Genomic DNA, 14151 nt, shown 5'->3' with positions numbered 1-14151 from the left:
TTGATATTTTTTGGCAGTCACTTTAAAAGAATCATTTGTATTTAAATAATGTTCAACGGCATTTCTTTTTAATTCGAATTTATATTTTCTAGACATAATAAAACCGCACCTCCAATTGTTAGTTATTTGTCTAACAAATTGGGTGCGGTTCAAAGCAGGGTGGTTCTCGCTTTTTTGTATACAGAAATTAGCCATGGACCGACGTATCTTCTACCGATGACAACGCCAGCTCCGGTCAGGATACCATACACTAATTTAATGACAAACATCGCGATCATATTATCACCTCCCCCTTTTTTCAAAATGGAAGAGATGATTACCACACCTACTAGTTATAGCTTATTAAGTCACGTATTCATTGTATTATGTTTTAAAATAGGGAACAAGACATATAGATAAAAAGCCCTAGTTTTAAATGGTTGGGTAGTGTGTAAAGCGTGGTTTGTCATATACAACTTATTTGTGATCGCCTACAAGTTAAGGTGTTTATTTAACTTTATCTCTTGTTAAATAAACAAACATAACTAAAAAATAAGGATAATGATAACAACGTTCAGATGAAATAAACAACAGAACTAGAAAAGCAGTAGATCAACAAGAGCAAGCAGCTGCGTTATGTATAGAAATTCAAATACTATACTTGTATTTTATAACTCAAAAACCTAATATTTAGTTTATCGAGATAAGTGTAATACAAAAAATAAGATACCGATATGAGGTGTATCATGAAAAATTTAATTACTTACGACCCTGCAATCCAGATGGCATATCTGTATGTAATTCCATTTACTTCAGAAATTGAAATTGAATCAACTGAAGAATTGGAAGAAAATCCGACATTAAATTTAGATATAGATCAATTTGATCGTATAGTAGGGATTGAGTTTTTTGGAGAAAATGCTCGTAAATTAAAAGAATTAACAAATAAGAGTAAAATATATATAAAGAAAACTTCAAATGATAATACATACATATACTCATTTAGACTTTCTCAAGATACTCATTTGCAAAAAGTGTTATTTCATAATATCGTATTTTATTTTTCGGATAAGAAGTATGAAGAATTTATCGGTTTTGATATTATGAAGCCCTCTTTGTATGGCAATGAGATATTAGATTCTTTAAGTGAGTGTTAGGAAGAAGGGGGACCCTGATTAAATGGGTTCTTTTTTATTTAGCGGTTTTTGAAGAAGAATTTCAAAATGAAAGAGCGCCTTGGGAGAAAGACGCTCTTTAGGTGAATGTAGTGTAATAACTATTCGGTTTATTATATGTAATTTGCTGAGGAAGTGTTTTATAAAAATGTTATTATCAATTACATTTTTTTATTTATTTTATAAAACTTTTCCATACAGTGCGTCGTCTAATATATGGAAAGGAGGAAATGATGTGGATGAATTAACGGTAGAAGCGTTTGAAATAGAAGATAAGGAGGACCTTATCGACGAAATCATGAACAAGTATGGACAAGAAGTCTTACAGCTTGTGTATTCATATGTGAATAATAAAGAGGTCGCGGAGGATGTAACGCAAGATATATTTGTGAAATGCTATAAATCTCTTCATACATATAAAGGGAATTCGAACTTAAAAACATGGTTATGGAGAATTGCGATTAATCATTGTAAGGACTATTTAAAAAGTTGGTATAACAAAAAGGTCATCGTGACAGAGGATGACTTTACGTATATGGAGAGTCAAAAAGAAAGTGTGGAACAAATAGTTATTCAAAATGCAGAGGATAGTAGGCTTGCTTCTGCAGTAATGAGTTTACCGATCAAATATCGAGAAGTCATTTATCTATTTTATTATGAAGAGTTATCAATTAAAGAGATTGCTACGGTAATAGAAGTGAAGGAAAACACGATAAAAACGAGGCTGAAAAAAGCAAAGGAGCTTTTGAAGAAAGGATTGGAGGAGTAATCAAATGGAAGATCGATTAAAAGGCTTGCGAAAATCAATGGAGAACACAACTTTTAAACATTTGAGTTTTTCTGATCAGCACCAGAAGCGGGTGCGTGAAAAAATCAATCAATCGTCCGAAAAAGAAGAAGACATCCTTTTAGCAGTGTTGCAACTTCTTATGAATGAAAAAACAGGTTATGAATTGGTGCAGTTACTACGGGGGAGAGGGATTCAAACATTTGAAGGTAATGAAGGGTCTCTATACACTTTGTTACATCGTCTAGAGCAGAATCGCTTTATCCAATCTAGCTGGGACCACGAAGGAGCTAAATATTATCAATTAAATGATAAAGGAAACAAGATGCTGCGAAAGGCAGAGAAGAATGCTACGAAGGCACGATTTATATTAAAAGGCTTAGTACAGGAGTGAGAAAAAATTGAATAAAAAAGGGGAGCGTTTTTTAAAAGAAGTTACGAACCATATTAAATCAAAAGAAGCGAAGGACTTGGTGGCAGCGGAACTAGACTTTCACTTAAAACAGACGAAGAATATGTGGATAGGGAAAGGATTAAGTGAGGAAATTGCTGAAGATAAGGCTGTTGAGCAAATGGGGAGTCCGATTAAACTGGGACAAGAACTTAACAAACTGCATAAGCCAAAGGTTGATTGGTTCTTACTTATTTTATTAGTGGCTGCGATGGGGTTAGGGTTTTTGCCGGTTATAGCTTTTGGATATATGAATGATTTACTAATGGATAAGGTGATATTTGTTGTTCTTGGTATTGCAACAGCGTTAGGGATGATGCTGATTAATTATCGGAAGTTAGAGAGATTAGGATGGTTGTTTTATACAATTGGTGTACTTATCTTGTTAATGCTATACTGCTTTCCGAATGCTGGGATGCTTGGAGAACCGATAATAAAAGTTGGTCCTATTGCAATTGACCGTTTAATGGCAGTGCCGTTCTTTTTTCTAGCTTGGGCTTCTTTTTTCAATAATAGTAGGATAAAAGTAATGCATCTTGTGGCTCTTTATTTATTTTCTTTGTATTTATTTTTAATTGGCGCAGCTTTTTCAGTGATTTTTATTTATATCACGATGGTATTCGTTATGCTTTGGTGGAGTAAGTTAGGGAAGAAAAAGGCATTAATTATTACAATTGTACCAATCTGTTTATTGATTATAGGGGTCTATTTTTCCTGGCCCACAGTAAAAGGAGTTTATTTGGATAGATTTTTAGGGTATTTGAATCCAGAGCGTGATGCACAGGGCGCAGGATTTATGTATATACGTTTAAAGGAGGTAATGTCGTCAGCAGGTTGGTTTGGTACATACGGAGATGTAAAGTTCATCCCTAATCCAGATACTGATTTTGTATTTGCAAGTTTGACTTATTATTATGGATATGTGCTTGCACTGGTCCTTGTCTTAATTCTTTCTCTTTTTGTAGCACGGTTAATCTTCATATCTTATACAATAAATGACCGGTATGGTAAATTGCTTCTCATTGGAGGTATGACTCTTTTCGTAGTGCAATTCCTTTATAACGTCGGTATGATTTTAGGTTTATTACCGATTACTGCTATATCACTACCTTTTATTAGTTATGGATTAACACCAACTGTATTTCATGCGCTTGTAATGGGAATCGTACTAAGTGTATATCGACGTAAAGACATTCCAGCGAGAAAATCAGCTTAAAAAACAAACCACCTAGTCCCTATATTTTTTAGGGTGTAGGTGGTTTTATTTACACACTTAACAAGTTTTTCCGTTCTCAACTTCTCCGCATGAATCTGGAATTTGCTTATCTTTTATTAATAGTAATAGAAGTTCAAAAAACTGTTCGCGTTGTTCTAATGTGAGGTTTTGTAAAATATCGTCTGCGACCTTGTCTTGGAACGCGAGCGCCTTTTCCATATTGGAGTGCGCGCGTTCAGTAAGTTGAATTAATGTAGCTCGGCGATCAGTTGGATCTGGTATACGAATTAGGAGCTTGTCTTGTTCGAGTGCATCGACAAAATCGGTAACTGTACGTGCTTTGACGCCTAATTTAGCAGCTAATGCGTTCATTCGAATGGGACCATTTTCAGAAACGGTGGATAGAACGCGTAGCCTTGGCCCTGTTAGATGATAAGGTGTGTCAAGGGCTGACAATTGAGATTGAAATTCTCTTTGAACATAGTTGGACGATTGCATTAAAATATGAATGATATCTATTGCAGCTGGATTATTTGATTTCATGAATGGGATGACCTCCTCATTATTTTGTAGTTCATTTTTGCACGTTTCATAAATATATTGTATATTATTAGTGAGTATCCTCTCTATATTATAAACAATTAGTGAGTGACCTCATTATATCGTATGCTCATAATGTGTAATAGCGGGATAATTACTATTATAACTGATGCGGGGATCTATAGAAAACGATAATAGAGCGAGGTGTATGTATAGAAGGAATTTCAAATCGCTTCAGCATTCAATAGCAATACCCTTAAAAAAACATATGTAACGGAGGATTGTACATGACTATTGTAGCATTAGTACTTCAATGTTTATTAATTTTTGCATTTTTCTTTTCAAGTGTGAGTAAAATTGCGGGAGCAAAAATGCAAGTAGAGGCTTTCGCTCATTTAGGTTTACCTCAATGGTTTAGAATTGCGACAGGTTGGATCGCTTTAGCAGGAGTGGTGGGACTGATTTTTGGTTTCTGGAATGAGGTCGTATTAGTTTTAGCAGCATTATGGATTGCTTGTATTATGTTAGGAGCTGTATTGTCACATATGCGTGTTAAAGATCCAATTGGCAAAATAATGCCGGCAGCAGTGCTTATGATTTTAGCGCTAATTCTTGCGTTCATTCATTTTTCAGCAGTAACAGAACTTCTGTAAAGTAAATTGTAGATTAGTAGATTCGATTGAATAGAGGTAGAAACTGAGCACGTACGATAAAAATGATATCCTCATTATAATAAAATAGTGAGGATATTCATTATGTTGATACTCATTTAAATCTGAATAGATTACCGGAAAAAGAAAAGGAGGTATGCACGATGGTAGATCATTCATCACAAAATGCAGATAAATTACTAGGAGTTTTAGTAGTTACGCTAATATTTTCAGTTATGAACGGTACGATGTTTAATGTAGCTCTTCCTGAAATCGGTAAAGAATTCAACCTTGTTCCTTCAGAGGTTAGTTGGATTATGACGAGTTATATGGTCGTTTATGCTGTTGGTTCCATCGTAATGGGAAAACTGGCGGATAAATATCGGCTAAAAGATTTGTTAACGTATGGATTACTTATTTTCGCTCTAGGTTCCTTGCTTGGCTTACTTGCTACTGAGTATTGGGTTATCATTTTAGGGCGTGTTATTCAAGCAGCGGGAGCTTCTGTTCTTCCTGCGACAGCAATGATTATTCCGGTTAGATACTTTGTGCCAGAGAAAAGGGGGCGTGCGCTTGGAACTTCAGCAGTTGGTTTAGCGCTTGGGAATGCTTTAGGGCCCGTTGCCGCTGGATTAATTACGAGTTTTGGAAGCTGGAGACTTATGTTTGTTCTTTCATTACTACCGCTTCTAACGCTACCTTTCTTTAGAAAGTATTTAGACAATGCAAAAGGGAAGGCGGGTAGTATTGATATTCTTGGCGGAGTTCTATTAGCTGTATCAGTCGCGTTCTTCTTGCTTGCTATTACGCAGATGCAAGTGCTGTTATTCCTTAGTGGATTTGCTACGTTAGCTTTCTTCATTTTGCGGATTAGAAAAGCTAAAGAGCCTTTTATTAAACCGATTCTGTTTAAAAATAAGAACTTTTCGATTGGGTTACTCCTTGCTTTTATGACGACAGCGATGAGCTTTAGTATGACATTCATGACGCCGCAATTTCTATCAGCAGTAAATGGATTGACTCCTTCGAATATTGGTTTTGTTTTAGTTCCAGCTGCAATTGCCTCGGCAATTATGGGAAGAAAGGGAGGAAGGGTAGCTGATACTCGGGGCAATTTTGCACTTGTTTTTATTGCCTCAGTATTCATATTCCTTGCTTTCTCATTATTATCTACTTTCATTGGGGTCTCGGCTTTTGTCATAGCATTGATTTTAATTTTCGGAAATGTAGGACAGACCTTTATGCAGATTTCAATGTCTAATACAATTTCACAAACACTGTCAAAGGAAGAGACAGGTGTTGGAATGGGATTACTGTCGATGATTAATTTCATATCTGGCGCGATGGCTATGAGTGTAGTAGGGAAATTGCTTGATAAGGGATCGACTTCACTGAAGCTAAATCCTTTTGTTGCAAATGAAGCTGCAAATATGTATAGTAATATCTTCGGCGTGATGTCATTATTGATCTTATTTGTAGTTGTGCTGTATCGTTTTCAATTTGGTACGGGCGTTTCTACGTTAAATATGACTAGCAAAGGTAATAAAAATTTATAAAAGAATACAAGGAGGTTTATGTATGAATGCTCAACCTGCATCTGTTTCTTCGCAGTCAAAGGAGTTTGACAATGTGAAAAGACTCCCCATTTTAATATCGATGATTATTGGGGCGTTTTTTACCATTTTGAATGAAACATTATTGAACGTTGCTTTTCCGCAATTGATGATTGAGTTGAATGTAACACCGTCGACTCTTCAATGGCTTTCAACAGGGTACATGCTTGTAGTTGCTGTATTAATTCCAGCTTCTGCTTTATTAGTACAATGGTTTACAACAAGACAAGTATTCATAGGTGCTATGGTAGTCTTTACTTTCGGTACACTTGTAAGTGCAATTGCGCCTGGATTTTCTATACTATTAATGGGGCGCTTGTTACAAGCGGTGGGTACGGGATTAATGATGCCCGTATTAATGAATACGATTCTTCTTCTATATCCTCCTGAAAAGAGAGGAGTGGCAATGGGGAGTATTGGGCTTGTAATCATGTTCGCTCCTGCCATTGGACCGACACTTTCAGGTATTATTTTGGAAACGTTGAACTGGAGATGGCTATTTTATATCGTTTTGCCATTCGCAATTTTTTCTATCGTTTTCGCGTTTATTTATTTAAAAAATGTCTCAGAGCCTACTAAACCAAAGGTAGATGTATTATCTATTCTTTTATCTACAATTGGATTTGGCGGGATTGTTTATGGATTCAGTAGCTCAGGTGAAGGTTGGGATAGTTTCCAGGTGTATGGAATCATTCTAATTGGTCTTGTAGCACTTCTATTTTTCGTATTACGTCAATTGAAATTGAAAGAGCCATTACTAGATCTTAGTGCATTTAAATATCCGATGTTTACGTTAACGACAATTTTATTGACGATCATGATGATGACGATGTTCTCGACAATGACGTTACTACCATTTCTATTCCAAGGTGCTTTAGGTTTAACTGTTTATGCAACTGGTCTTATCATGCTTCCTGGTAGTCTATTGAATGGTCTGCTTTCGCCAGTTTCAGGGAAGCTCTTTGATAAATTTGGTCCAAGAGCGCTTATTATTCCTGGGACGCTGTTATTAGCAAGTGTGATGTGGTTCTTTACACAAGTAACGGCAGATACGTCTAAAATAACTTTCATCCTATTACATGTCACTATGATGGTATCCATTTCAATGATTATGATGCCGGCGCAAACGAACGGTTTGAACCAACTTCCGAAGCGATTTTATCCTCACGGAACAGCTATTTTGAATACTCTATCACAAGTAGCGGGTGCGGTAGGAGTTGCGTTCTTTATTAGCGTTATGACTTCCGGACAGAAGAAATATTTGGATGCATCTTCAAATCCGACTGACCCAGCTCAATTGACAGAAGCAATGGTTTCAGGCGTGCATAACGCATTTACAATTGGCTTTGGTTTGGCACTACTTGCAGTTGTTGTAGCTTTGTTTATAAAACGTTCGCAGACTTCAGAAAGTTAAGGGGCGAAGTAAAGAGGGTATGCCGAGGGCTACCCTCTTTATTATTTTGTTCCTACATAGTAATTTGATTTGGGTTCCTTCTTATTAAAATAGTATTTTTCGGATAGCGCACCTGTTTAAATTTATAATAGAACAACTCTAACTTAGCGATAAAGTTTCATTTTATGTTTAAATAAGTGAACTCGCTTTAATAGAAGTACACAATTCAGAACGAGAAATTGATTCAGCTAATTGTTGTAAATAGGCGTATTCTGCTGCGTCTTTTTCAGAAGTGTTAGGATCCAATAAAGGTGAAGAAAGAAGTACATCAATCGTAAGTATGTCTGCATCATGAGAGACGATATTATAACCTGCAAATACAGGGCGTTTTAAGTCTTTTACTTTTTGAATCATTTGATGGAATTTCATAACACTTATATGGATTTGTGCAAATGGAAAGCATTTTTGGATAGGATTCTCGATGGTCTTTCTAATTTTATAATCGTATACATAGTAGTATTTTTCTTGCTGCTCAAGTGTTTGCAACTCTTTCGTGAATAAGTGGTATTTGTCTGTAAGTCCAGTTGTGAGTGTATCGTGTTCTTCGCCAACTAATAATGTGAAAGGTCTTGGTGAGGAGATTGAAATGGTGCGGACGTTTAGGTTAGTAAAAGTTTGATTAGATTGTAAAATGGTATGTAATTTTTCGGCAGGAAATTCACCGTCATAAATAGCAATAAAATAATGGTTCATCTTTTCGCTCCTTAACTTTTTTCTAAACTGATATATTCTACTTTAAAGTTGTAAATCCTGTACAAAAAAGAAACACCTTGATTGTTATCAAGGTGTAATAAGCTCAAAACTCTCCGAATCAGCCTCAACAATAAAAGGACTAACCTCGCCAACGCTATAAAGTTGTAATTCATGCATTGCGCGTGTACAAGCAGTGTAGAACAATCGACGAACGCTCTCATCGTTGTATACATCTTTAGACGCATCGTAAATAATAACGGCATCAAATTCGATACCCTTCGCTAAGTAAGCTGGGATCACGACAATGCCTTGCTCATACTCGGCTGAGTTACTCTTCACGAGTTTAATATTCTCGATAGGACTAAGTGCCTCATAGGCAGCGGCGCTTTCAGCTGCAGATTTACATATAATTGCGATCGTGTTGTGATTTTGTTTTTGTAATTCAGCAACTTTGGCAGTAATACGTTCGTGCAGTTCGCTCTCATTCGCTACTTTCGTCACTGTAGGTTTCTCACCGTCACGTTCAAAGGCGTGAATGTTCTTCCCTTCCGGTACGAGAGCACGTGTAAATTCAATAATTGGTTTTGTTGAGCGATAACTACGAGTTAAGTTAATGCCGTTTGTTTCGTCTGGCCCGTATAAATTCGTAAGTGTATCGAAATTAACTGTTTCACTCGCATGAGCAAATATTGCTTGGTTAAAGTCTCCAAGTACCGTCATTCTTGCGGCAGGGAAGAGACGTTTTAAAAACTCGAACTGAAACGGCGAATAATCTTGTGCTTCGTCTACGAGTACGTGTTTAATCGATCTGTTCGTTTGGAAACCTTCAATTAACTCTTTTAAAAGTAAAAATGGAGTCGCATCCTCGTAATATAGCTTTCCTTCATCGAGCATGTTCACCGTTAGTGAGCAAATGTCATCCCATTCTTTCGGTTTTTCTCCAGTCCCCCATGATGCATCTGTGAAAAGTTGTTTATATATACCTGTGAAATTGATAAAGCGTAATGTTTGAACGCCTTTACGCAGCGGCTTCAATTTTTTACGGACAATCATACGTCCAAGTACTCTCGTTTCTTTCTCAAAATCTTGAAAGGAGTTGTCGTCAAACTCGCCTTTTTTCTGCAAGTATTTATAAGCCTTTTGGTATTCATCTTTACTAAGTAATTCAATTTCTTCTTCTACCCAAGGTTTTTTCAGTTCTGCTTTTTCAAGTACATCTATTTGCTTATTTAGCCAATCCGTTAACTTTTCAATTCGATTATGGAAGCGAAGGGAGGAGTCGGTATTGTAAAATTGCTCTGTAATTTCTTTCGCAGAAACAATCAGTTTTCCTCTAAATTTCATTCCTCTAAATAGCATGCCTGATGATTCAAGAGATTGTCTGTACGCTCTAATCATCTCGAAAAATTGAGTAGATGCTTTAAAACGAATACTAGCATTTCTCGTTTTATAGGCAGGGCTATTCGTTTCAGTTAGCATATATTCTAATTGTTCATAAGGATCTTCCACGTCAAATGACTTACTTAGTCTATGGTTTAAATATTCTTGGAATGTAACTTGCTGCATATTCTCTTCACCAAGTTCAGGTAGTACGTTAGAAACGTAGCTGTTGAACATAGAGTTAGGGGAGAAGAGAATAATTTGATCCGCTTTTAACCATTCGCGATATTTATATAGTAAGTAGGCGATTCGTTGCAGGGCGGCTGACGTTTTACCACTACCAGCAGCTCCTTGTACGATAAGGAGTCGGCCTTCATCGTGACGAATAATTTCATTTTGCTCGCGCTGAATTGTAGCGACGATACTTTGCATATGTTTGTTTGTACCTTTTCCGAGCGCTTGTTGCAAGATCTCATCGCCAATTGTAAGGCTCGTATCGAACATAGAATCAATCTCGCCATTTTGAATAATGTATTGTAATTTTTTCTCCACATTACCGTGAATTACGCCAGCTGGTGTACTATATTCAGCCGGCCCTGGTGGATAATCGTAGTAGACACTCGAAATGGGTGCGCGCCAGTCGTATATAAGAAAGTTTTCTCCGCTAGCATCAGTAAGTGTAGCAACGCCAATATAAATTTGCTCCGCAGCAGATTCTCCTTCTTCTTTGAAATCAATTCGTCCAAAATAAGGTGCTTTATGCATGCGTCTTAATGCGGCAAGTCGATTAAAGGTGTGCTTATGAGTAATTTGTGTGACAGCTAGTGACTGAGCTTGTTGTCTTAAGTTGATAACTGTTTCAAGATAATCATCAAAAGTATCAGTATTCACTTTCACGTCATCCCAGAAATGTTTACGAATATTGATTACTTCTGCTCGGCGTCTGCCAGTTTCGTTTTCCAGCTTATCAATTTGCTGCGTAATCGTTTCGATTACGGTATCCAATCGTTTTTGCTCTTGATCAAGTTTTTTGTTCATACGATAGCACTCCTTTAAAAGTGAAAAATAGAGGTTGACTGAAGATGTGTTTTGGTGTACAATTAAGATACGGATAAATACGTTCTTTTAATTTTAGAAAACGTGTTTCTGTACTAATTTAACATAGTTTTTTCATTTAATCAATGATAATAAGATAAACCTTGGTTCCATGATACGTGGATCAAGGTTTTTTTGTGTTTGTAGAGGGAGTCACGCTTGTTGTCGTTTTTTGTCGGTAAGTCGATATATTTTGAAAATCGCTGATATAATCGGAATTGCGCTGATATATCTCGAAAATCGCCGATATAATTGGAGTTACGATCGATATATTTGAAAAATCGCCGATATAATTTATTCGAAGGACCAACTGTATAATTTCATTTACCGAATCGGACATAACTACCGAGAGAAGAGGGTATACAAAAAAAGCTCGGGCCTAAGCCCGAGCTTTTTATTTCATTATTTCTTTTCTTCTTTTTTAGCGTCAGCTTTTTTCTCTTCGAAAAGATCTTTCAAATCTTTATCGTCAACTTTTACGTCAGCTTTTTTGATTTCTTTCATCATAAGGTCGTTCATGAATTCGCCGTCTTGTGATTTCTTCGCAACTAATTCTTTTTTGATGTCAGCTTTAGATTGCTCGAATGATTTTTCTGGTTCTTTAATGTCTGTAACTTTAATGATGTGGTAACCGAATTGTGATTTCACAGGCTCGCTTACTTCATCTTTTTTCAGTTTATAAGCAGCATCTTCGAATTCTTTAACCATTTTACCAGCTCCGAAGAATCCTAAGTCGCCACCTTTTTCTTTTGAACCAGTATCTTCAGAGTATTGTTTCGCTAACTCTTCGAAAGATTTGCCTTGTCCAAGTTCTTCTTTCACCTTTTTCGCAGTCGCTTCATCTTTTACAAGAATGTGGCTTGCTTTAATTTCAGGCTTGTAGTTGTCTTTCAATTCTTTATCAGTGATTGTTTTCTCGATAGCTTTTTCTTGAGCTAATTGAGCACGCACACCAGTTTTTAACGTTTCTTCTTTAATACCTTGTTGTTTTAATAGTGTATCGAATTGATCACCGTATTGTTTTTTCATTTCATCGTACTTTTTGTCTACTTCTTTGTCTTCAACTTTGTAGTTTTTAATAAGTACTTTTTCCATAACCATGTTGTTTAACACTTGTTTACCAGCTTGTGTCTTCATTTGCTCGTAGAATTCGTCTTTTGTAATGTCACCAGCTTTAGATGTAACAATTTTGTCTGATGATGATGTTCCACATGCTGATAATGCGATTACACTTGTTGCGGCTAAGGCAAGCATAGCTTTCTTCATTCGATAAACACTCCTACTATTATGTATTTTTAATTTATCCTATACCAATGAACTTTAGTTCATTAGAGCCCGATTAAGTCTCACTGATACTTTTGCTTTTTATGTTGGTAAAGCACGCTTAACAGGGCTTACCGAGGCTTTAGGATAAAGTTAAGATGCGTGTCATTTATTTCATAGTATAAGCAATATGTACAAAATTTAATATATCATATTTCGACTCGATTTCATATTGATAAAGAAAAATTAACCAGTGCGTGTCAGATTTTGAAGGTGTTCCATATTGGGCATATGCCGCATATACAGAAAATAGGAGGGGATGGGGATGAATTCTCAACTTATTTTATTACTTGTACTGTTTATTTTATTGGTTATAGTAGGTATAATTTGCTTATAGAGGAAAAAAGTGAGGAAGGGGCTTTCCTTCCTCACTTTCCATGAAATATAATTTCTATATAACTAGAAATTAATAAAATTGTTATACATACATTAATAACCCGAAAGACACCGGGTTGGCGGCTCGCAGATATTTGTTTTCGTTCACACAGTGTATGTGTCATGAAATTCGTGTAAAATATAACAAGAAGTGCGAATGCGACAAAAACAACTGTTATAAGTGTCATGAGGCGAGACCTCCTTTTGGCTAAAATACATATACTCTATATATTGTATCATACGATATTTTGTTCGTGTTATAAAATTCAGAAATAGAAGACTTTGTGTTAGAAAGTGAGGGAGAAAATGGACGTTGTTAGAAGATTAGAACAAGCTGAATACTATGTAGACCTACTATTTAAAATGATTGATGAAGAAAAGTGTCCATTTTATTCTTTGATCATAAAGAAAAAAGCTCGTAAAAAAGATATTGAACGTATACTAAATCTTTGTGAAATACTGAACGAACAATATGTAGTAGAGAAGGCCGAAGGGCTTCTGTTGTTCGATGCGCTGTTAGATCAATTTGAAAAAGCGCTTCCACATCAGCTCGAAGTACACGAAACTGCGGAAGCGCTAGCAAAACAAGGTTTATTCAAACCGCTTATGAATGAATTCTTAAGCATGATTGCGAAAAAGTAAATAGATTACTTCTTAACTAACTTCTGATCGGATTCTGTAAAGTTCTCTTCAATATCTTCTAATGATTTCTCAAAAATATCGATGAAGTCTTGTCCGTAAATGTTACGCAAGATAGCAATCAGTTCGATATTTTCTGGGAACTTCCCATAAAAATTACGAAGTGCAAGGGCCCCATTAAACACTGAATTATTTTCAGGGTCATACTCCTCCATTAAGCGAAGTAGTAATTCTTCCCCTTTGTCTGTAATTTCAATGTACGTATTTCGTTTATCATCTTCTTTTTTCGAGAATACAAGATAGCCGCGTTCTTCCAGCTTTTTCGAGAAGTTAAACGCCGTTGATACGTGCATAACTCCAAACTTAGCAATCTCAGAAATAGAAGCCCCTTTTAAATGATAAGCGATTGTTAAAATATGATGCTCATTAATGTTTAAATCGTAAGGCTTAATCCACATTTGCCAATCTTTTTCTACACATTTCCATAACGCTTTCGATAATTGAGCAATGCGTTGGCTGAAAATCATCGCTTCTTTTACCGAGTAATCTTTTTCTCCACTTTTCATTTACTCACCCACTTTAACATTCTTTTTCATTACTATCTATTATGCCAGTAAAATAAAAATTAATAAAGTCTTTTTGTGAGAATTGTGAAAATTTTTCGGAAAAATGACATTCTATACAAATCATGCATAACTATGGAAGCGGTTTATAAGTCGCGAGTACATGTGTTGTCCATACATGTTAAGTGATAACATATATTGTAAATGCATAAAAACACG

At 36.0% G+C, this 14151-nt stretch carries 15 protein-coding genes; 8 read left to right on the top strand and 7 right to left on the bottom strand.

Going from position 1 to position 14151, the window contains the following annotated elements:
* Positions 1 to 149: 149 nt before the first annotated feature.
* Positions 150 to 278, bottom strand: coding sequence for a hypothetical protein (locus AC0L0O_RS19605; protein WP_000561152.1), 129 nt, complete (start codon positions 276 to 278; stop codon positions 150 to 152).
* A 447-nt stretch (positions 279 to 725) separates the two neighbouring features.
* Here AC0L0O_RS19605 and AC0L0O_RS19600 point away from each other — a divergent pair, with 447 nt between their 5' ends.
* From AC0L0O_RS19600 to AC0L0O_RS19585, 4 genes are all read left to right on the top strand, one after another.
* The gene (locus tag AC0L0O_RS19600) at positions 726 to 1136 is read left to right on the top strand and encodes a DUF2283 domain-containing protein (protein WP_000793088.1); all 411 of its coding nucleotides are present in this window, start codon (positions 726 to 728) and stop codon (positions 1134 to 1136) included.
* A 253-nt stretch (positions 1137 to 1389) separates the two neighbouring features.
* The gene (locus AC0L0O_RS19595; RefSeq protein ID WP_000344020.1) at positions 1390 to 1923 is read left to right on the top strand and encodes a sigma-70 family RNA polymerase sigma factor; all 534 of its coding nucleotides are present in this window, start codon (positions 1390 to 1392) and stop codon (positions 1921 to 1923) included.
* 4 nt (positions 1924 to 1927) lie between these two features.
* Complete coding sequence (locus AC0L0O_RS19590) at positions 1928 to 2335, top strand: PadR family transcriptional regulator (RefSeq protein WP_000390166.1); 408 nt, start codon at positions 1928 to 1930, stop codon at positions 2333 to 2335.
* 7 nt (positions 2336 to 2342) lie between these two features.
* Positions 2343 to 3608 (top strand): FtsW/RodA/SpoVE family cell cycle protein, encoded by a 1266-nt coding sequence (locus AC0L0O_RS19585; RefSeq protein ID WP_001034617.1) that lies wholly within the window; start codon positions 2343 to 2345, stop codon positions 3606 to 3608.
* Between the two features lie 57 nt (positions 3609 to 3665).
* Here AC0L0O_RS19585 and AC0L0O_RS19580 read toward each other — a convergent pair whose 3' ends face one another.
* The gene (locus AC0L0O_RS19580) at positions 3666 to 4151 is read right to left on the bottom strand and encodes a MarR family winged helix-turn-helix transcriptional regulator (RefSeq protein ID WP_000841455.1); all 486 of its coding nucleotides are present in this window, start codon (positions 4149 to 4151) and stop codon (positions 3666 to 3668) included.
* Between the two features lie 284 nt (positions 4152 to 4435).
* On the opposite strand from AC0L0O_RS19580, the gene AC0L0O_RS19575 reads away from it, so the two are divergent.
* From AC0L0O_RS19575 to AC0L0O_RS19565, 3 genes are all read left to right on the top strand, one after another.
* Entirely contained in the window at positions 4436 to 4801 is a 366-nt protein-coding gene (locus tag AC0L0O_RS19575; RefSeq protein WP_000156914.1) for a DoxX family protein, read from the top strand.
* Between the two features lie 161 nt (positions 4802 to 4962).
* A complete protein-coding gene (locus AC0L0O_RS19570) occupies positions 4963 to 6354 on the top strand; it encodes an MFS transporter (protein ID WP_473785915.1) in 1392 nt (463 codons plus the stop codon).
* A gap of 22 nt (positions 6355 to 6376) precedes the next feature.
* Positions 6377 to 7825: an MDR family MFS transporter gene (locus AC0L0O_RS19565; RefSeq protein WP_473785914.1), complete on the top strand. Its 1449-nt coding sequence runs from the start codon at positions 6377 to 6379 to the stop codon at positions 7823 to 7825.
* A 168-nt stretch (positions 7826 to 7993) separates the two neighbouring features.
* Here AC0L0O_RS19565 and AC0L0O_RS19560 read toward each other — a convergent pair whose 3' ends face one another.
* The 4 genes from AC0L0O_RS19560 to AC0L0O_RS19545 all read right to left on the bottom strand — a co-directional run bounded on the left by AC0L0O_RS19560 (position 7994) and on the right by AC0L0O_RS19545 (position 12918).
* Entirely contained in the window at positions 7994 to 8557 is a 564-nt protein-coding gene (locus tag AC0L0O_RS19560) for a hypothetical protein (RefSeq protein ID WP_076869165.1), read from the bottom strand.
* Between the two features lie 87 nt (positions 8558 to 8644).
* Positions 8645 to 10975 carry an RNA polymerase recycling motor HelD gene (helD, locus tag AC0L0O_RS19555; RefSeq protein ID WP_473785913.1) on the bottom strand — a complete coding sequence of 777 codons (2331 nt, stop codon included), beginning with the start codon at positions 10973 to 10975 and terminating at the stop codon, positions 8645 to 8647.
* 459 nt (positions 10976 to 11434) lie between these two features.
* Entirely contained in the window at positions 11435 to 12298 is an 864-nt protein-coding gene (gene prsA, locus AC0L0O_RS19550; RefSeq protein WP_000710050.1) for a peptidylprolyl isomerase PrsA, read from the bottom strand.
* Between the two features lie 425 nt (positions 12299 to 12723).
* Positions 12724 to 12918, bottom strand: a complete 195-nt coding sequence (locus AC0L0O_RS19545) for a hypothetical protein (RefSeq protein WP_000172692.1) — start codon at positions 12916 to 12918, stop codon at positions 12724 to 12726.
* Between the two features lie 118 nt (positions 12919 to 13036).
* Between AC0L0O_RS19545 and AC0L0O_RS19540 the strand changes: the two genes are divergently transcribed.
* Positions 13037 to 13372 carry a DUF1878 family protein gene (locus AC0L0O_RS19540; RefSeq protein WP_000383651.1) on the top strand — a complete coding sequence of 112 codons (336 nt, stop codon included), beginning with the start codon at positions 13037 to 13039 and terminating at the stop codon, positions 13370 to 13372.
* Positions 13373 to 13377: 5 nt separating this feature from the next.
* Here the strand turns inward: AC0L0O_RS19540 and AC0L0O_RS19535 are convergent, their stop codons facing one another.
* Complete coding sequence (locus AC0L0O_RS19535; RefSeq protein WP_000834918.1) at positions 13378 to 13935, bottom strand: HTH-type transcriptional regulator Hpr; 558 nt, start codon at positions 13933 to 13935, stop codon at positions 13378 to 13380.
* Positions 13936 to 14151: the final 216 nt, after the last annotated feature.

The sequence above is a fragment of the Bacillus sp. GS3m_15504 genome (assembly GCF_055825275.1).
This window is presented reverse-complemented; position numbering and strand designations above follow the sequence as displayed.

Bases quoted from the DNA above. Each gene is read 5' to 3' on its own strand.
- AC0L0O_RS19535 (WP_000834918.1), bottom strand. From the start codon at position 13,935: ATGAAAAGTGGAGAAAAAGATTACTCGGTAAAAGAAGCGATGATTTTC.
- AC0L0O_RS19600 (WP_000793088.1), top strand. From the start codon at position 726: ATGAAAAATTTAATTACTTACGACCCTGCAATCCAGATGGCATATCTG.
- AC0L0O_RS19590 (WP_000390166.1), top strand. From the start codon at position 1,928: ATGGAAGATCGATTAAAAGGCTTGCGAAAATCAATGGAGAACACAACT.
- prsA (WP_000710050.1), bottom strand. From the start codon at position 12,298: ATGAAGAAAGCTATGCTTGCCTTAGCCGCAACAAGTGTAATCGCATTA.
- AC0L0O_RS19570 (WP_473785915.1), top strand. From the start codon at position 4,963: ATGGTAGATCATTCATCACAAAATGCAGATAAATTACTAGGAGTTTTA.
- AC0L0O_RS19605 (WP_000561152.1), bottom strand. From the start codon at position 278: ATGATCGCGATGTTTGTCATTAAATTAGTGTATGGTATCCTGACCGGA.
- AC0L0O_RS19560 (WP_076869165.1), bottom strand. From the start codon at position 8,557: ATGAACCATTATTTTATTGCTATTTATGACGGTGAATTTCCTGCCGAA.
- AC0L0O_RS19545 (WP_000172692.1), bottom strand. From the start codon at position 12,918: ATGACACTTATAACAGTTGTTTTTGTCGCATTCGCACTTCTTGTTATA.
- AC0L0O_RS19580 (WP_000841455.1), bottom strand. From the start codon at position 4,151: ATGAAATCAAATAATCCAGCTGCAATAGATATCATTCATATTTTAATG.
- AC0L0O_RS19565 (WP_473785914.1), top strand. From the start codon at position 6,377: ATGAATGCTCAACCTGCATCTGTTTCTTCGCAGTCAAAGGAGTTTGAC.
- helD (WP_473785913.1), bottom strand. From the start codon at position 10,975: ATGAACAAAAAACTTGATCAAGAGCAAAAACGATTGGATACCGTAATC.
- AC0L0O_RS19540 (WP_000383651.1), top strand. From the start codon at position 13,037: ATGGACGTTGTTAGAAGATTAGAACAAGCTGAATACTATGTAGACCTA.
- AC0L0O_RS19575 (WP_000156914.1), top strand. From the start codon at position 4,436: ATGACTATTGTAGCATTAGTACTTCAATGTTTATTAATTTTTGCATTT.